At 54.4% G+C, this 4251-nt stretch carries 4 protein-coding genes; 2 read left to right on the top strand and 2 right to left on the bottom strand.

Features of this window, described 5'->3' with window-relative positions:
- Positions 1–481 precede the first annotated feature (481 nt).
- Positions 482–844, top strand: coding sequence for a hypothetical protein (locus tag ACOSYY_RS15430; protein WP_421663480.1), 363 nt, complete (start codon positions 482–484; stop codon positions 842–844).
- Between the two features lie 210 nt (positions 845–1054).
- Positions 1055–2230 (top strand): BamA/TamA family outer membrane protein, encoded by a 1176-nt coding sequence (locus ACOSYY_RS15425; RefSeq protein WP_421663478.1) that lies wholly within the window; start codon positions 1055–1057, stop codon positions 2228–2230.
- Here ACOSYY_RS15425 and ACOSYY_RS15420 read toward each other — a convergent pair.
- Together ACOSYY_RS15420 and ACOSYY_RS15415 are read right to left on the bottom strand one after the other, a co-directional pair.
- Entirely contained in the window at positions 2227–3060 is an 834-nt protein-coding gene (locus ACOSYY_RS15420) for a class I SAM-dependent methyltransferase (protein WP_421663476.1), read from the bottom strand. The genes ACOSYY_RS15425 and ACOSYY_RS15420 overlap by 4 nt on opposite strands.
- A partial coding sequence (locus ACOSYY_RS15415) for a thioesterase domain-containing protein (RefSeq protein WP_421663474.1) occupies positions 3044–4251 on the bottom strand: 1208 nt, incomplete at its 5' end. The genes ACOSYY_RS15420 and ACOSYY_RS15415, both read right to left, overlap by 17 nt.

The raw sequence follows: 4251 nt of genomic DNA, 5'->3' as shown, positions 1-4251 counted from the left end.
CGCTGGTTGACCACCCCCCCAATCTGACGGCAATGATCAGGACGACCAGCAGAGCAACCCCGATAGCGATGGTGAAACTTTTCGACTTCATAATTTGCGGTCAATTCTAGCCGAAGGATCCTGTCTCACGATAGTTAGTTGGACACACGTATCCTAGTCGTATAGGAGACGAATAAACCATACGGAAACCTCACCTGTGGATTTATTCTACATGTATCAGATAGTGCTTAGAGGCACAGGAAGCTGTGCCAATAGGCACTAGCGGTTCCGTTATTCAAGCAGCCAAGATTCAATAGCCAATGAGTGGAATATTGAATAGTGCACACACCCGAGTCAAGGAAGGATAGTGTCGGTTCAATTCTATCCCGTCGATCAACTAAAAAGATGACTTCGCTGGAGAGGGTGTAGTACGCCTTGACGATCCACCCCTCTGAAGCTATAGTCCAAAAGTCTCTTTAATTGGTTGCATCGCAGGAGGAATGTGACACCTCATCAACACCCTATGTCGCGCATGCTGATCCTCAGCTGGCTTGCGCTCTTGCTTGCTGGGATCACGACCGGAGATCTGGTGGTGGACCTGGTATTTGAACAGGTTGAGACGGATATCTCAGATGCCGGCCTCTTCCCTTCAGAGGAGCCGGAAAATAGCGCCGAGCATGTGCTTCTGCCCTCAACGCGCACGACTCACACGGATGAGAGAAGCTCTCCTCTCCCTGCGGCCATCGCGAATCCGGTCATCCTTTCATCTCTGGACCTTCTTTCTAGCCTAGGAGGACCACACCTCTACTTGCGTGCCTCTCTCTATCCTCGCAGTCCCGCTTCCATTCAGGTCCTTCGTATTTGATACGCATTATGCGTCTCCACTGAGTAAGCCAATCGCCAAGTCGGCGACCAGAGGCATTGTCATGTCATCACGGAGGCCATCATGCGTACTTTTTCTCGTGATAGGAGCCAAGTTTGCTCCTGGGAAATAGTCAATCTGTCATCTGTCATTGTTATTCTCCTTGTTCTGTTCCTATGTGAGCCAGCCCTGAGCGCAGACAGTGAGGTGATCATGACCGACCCGGGCATGATCGAATCCACGTCAGTTGAAGGACTTCGTCACACGCACGAACAAACCATTTGGAGCCTGCTTCCGCGTCCCGTCCCTGGACGGTTCACGAATGCCGAACTCGCCGAGTTTGAACGGCGGGTCCGAAATCTCAGTCTCTTCGATCACGTGACCGTCACCAGATTTCAACACCATCTCACCGTGACGGTACAGGAGAAGTTCACACTGTCTCCCATCCTCAACTTTACCAGCGGGACGAATGCCAAGGATCTCAATGCGACTGGCGGGCTGATCGAATACAACCTATGGGGCACAGGAACTCAACTCGGCGGCCATTTCAACTATAGCCAGCGAGGCCCGAATGTGGAGGTCTGGCTTTCCCAACATTCGTACCAACCAGACCGGTATGCAAAAGAGGTAAAAGGATTTTACGGTGTCAATGGGATCCGCTTTGAGGACTCCAAGAATTCCTGGACGCGCAATCGGATCGGAGGGGAATTTGAAGTCAAAGGTCCCTATGCCTATGCTTCGCCGCTCCGGTATGAAGTCGTGTTCGAGATGTATCGTGAAAGCATCGACGATGCGGCTGGAGTGCGGCCCCCGAACGGATACTATGTGGGAATCGCGCCAGAATTCGCTTGGGATCGCTATCGGTGGCACGATCTGGTGCCGAGCGGGTATCGTGTGACGATGGAACTCCGTCCCGGCTATTTTCTGGGAGCAAATCAGCCTCGACACGAGGGCCGCCTCCGGTACCTCCAAGGGATTCCGCTGAGTCCGATGACCGTCTTGATGGTCAATGGGATGGCCGAGGCGGTCAATAATTCAGGAAACCCCAACCACAGCCTGTTATTAGGCAGCATTCAAGGGGTCAGGGGCTTGTCGGATAATTTGTATCGGAACTGTGCCCAAACCTACGCCAATCTTGAACTCCGACATGCCGTGAAATTGGCTCCTCGCTGGGCCGTACAAGGGGTCCTGTTTTCCGATCTCGGACTGTTTCAGTCCTTTACGAAGGAGGGAGAGCTTCATGGGTGGCGAGGAGCGGTGAATGTCGGTGGGGGCGTCCGTGTGATTCCCACCTTCCTCACGAATGTGCTCCTCCGTGTCGATGTAGCGCAGCTCTTCAAACCGGAATCGAATCTCCTGGTGCAGGTTGGTATCACCCAGTATTTTTAGCTAGGTAGTGATGTCGTCGTGACGGGTGGAGCCACGCTTCTTGGTGATCGAACAGCGGCAGGCGAATGGCCATGCTGAATGAGAGGGCCGGCGCTTACGGCCCGGCATTCCCACAGGTTCCATGAATAGTCCATGGATATGACTTGATATTCCGTTCGCTTCACGAATCCGGCGTACTCTTCGAGCATCACTTCCTCATTCGGACACGAGTACGCGATCAAGACGCGGCGCCCCGTGTCGGCTTGGAATCGGCGCATATTATCGGCGACGTTTTTGAATATGGGTCCGAGGAAGGGGCGGTACATATAAATCAGCAGATCGGCGTCTGGGAACTCGAAGTCAGCGGCATTGACACAGCAAACCCTGACATTTCTGCAGAGTACCGGGTTCTTTACGTCCGATAAGTATCGATCGATATTGGCGCTTGCCACATCGCAATGTAACGGAGACAGTTCGACGCCGATCACCTCCTTAAACGGCAGTTGCGCCGCCACGATCAGGGTTCGCCCCTTCCCGCACCCTAAATCGATAAATGAATATTGACTCAGATCCAGCCCTCTGGTCGTGTTCGTAAGAATATGCCGGATAACGAGTTCTCTTGAGGGCACATAGCCTACGGCCAGGCTTCTCGCCGTCTCATCGGCGATTCCTGCTTCGGAGGATTCCGTGACGCCGGAGGTCATCACCCCGTATTTCTTATCGAAATCGTCGTCTGGCTTCTGGCTCAAGAGATACAGGATGATTTCCTTGAGAGTCTCCCAGAATCCGAATACCCGATAGGTATTCATCCCAATCTTGAATTTTCCGCCGGTGTCAGGGTTGTACTGCATACGACTCCTTCTGCGCGCCACAGGCTCGCTTCATTGCCAGGATTTCGCTGATGCGTTGATGAACCTGAATGCTCTGTACCGCATCCGTATGCTCTCCAAGAATGGTATCAATCTCCACGGTGCCCTTTGTATACCGAGCCCAATCCACTGGAGCTTTTCCGTGCTTGTCGAGCGTCGCGCTGGTCCACCAAGCATGTATCGGCGCCCGCAGGGGCTCCTGCGCCGCATCGCGAAGGATTTTTACCGTCTCACGGTCCAAGGCATAACTGACTTTTAGTGCGGCGACAGAGGCATCGGACTCTTCGCGGGACAGCAGGTGCCGATCCTGCGCCCATCTGATCGCATATTCTACTCTGTCTTCTTCACTCAACCGCTCCAGTTGATCTCTCAGCGCCTGCCGTTCTGAGTGCGGCAAGGCTAGAAAGGCCTCTTCGCGGTCGCCTTTTATATAATGGTGGAGATCCTCACCGACCGAATCCGTAGAATCCGATGTAGTCTGTGGTTGCGTATCAAGAATACCGAGGAAAGCAACTGACAGTCCTTGCCGCTCAAGCAGCCGCGCTACAGCGAGGGCGAAAGCCCCCCCATTGGACCATCCGAGCAAGTGATACGGCCCGTCCGGCTGCCGCTCCCGGATGATCGTGGCGTAGCGTGCGGCAATTAGATCCATCGACAATGCATTCCACGATTCAGAGAAAATCCAACTCAATGCTAATCCATAGACGGGCCGGTCTTCGCCCAATGCATAGGCAAGCGATAGATAGGCCCTGACGTGCGTCCCCGTGGGATCAAAACAGAAGAGCGGCGGTTCAGCGCGTCCGGCCTGAAGTACCACGACTGGAGAGGACTCCTCCTCGTCTTGGCCGAATATCCGATCAGCCAAGCCGGCCACTGTCGGCGTCTGAAAGAGATCGAGCAGTGAGATCGGATTCCCGATTGATTTCTGGATACGAGACACGAGCTGTACCACAGTCAACGAGTGTCCGCCAAGATCGAAAAAGTTGTCGTGAACTCCTACTTGCGGCAGGCCGAGCACCTCAGCCCACTCGCGCGCCAACCTCGTTTCCATGTCCGTGCGGGGCGCTACGAATGGCCGTCGCGGATCCCGGTCGGCCGGTTCAGGCAATGAGCGACGATCGACCTTGCCGTTGGCGTTGCGGGGCAGCGACTCCAACACGACAACGACGGGCG

The sequence above is a fragment of the Nitrospira sp. BLG_2 genome (assembly GCF_049222245.1).
The sequence above is the reverse complement of the archived record's forward strand: the minus strand, read 5'-3'. Positions and strand labels throughout refer to the sequence as shown.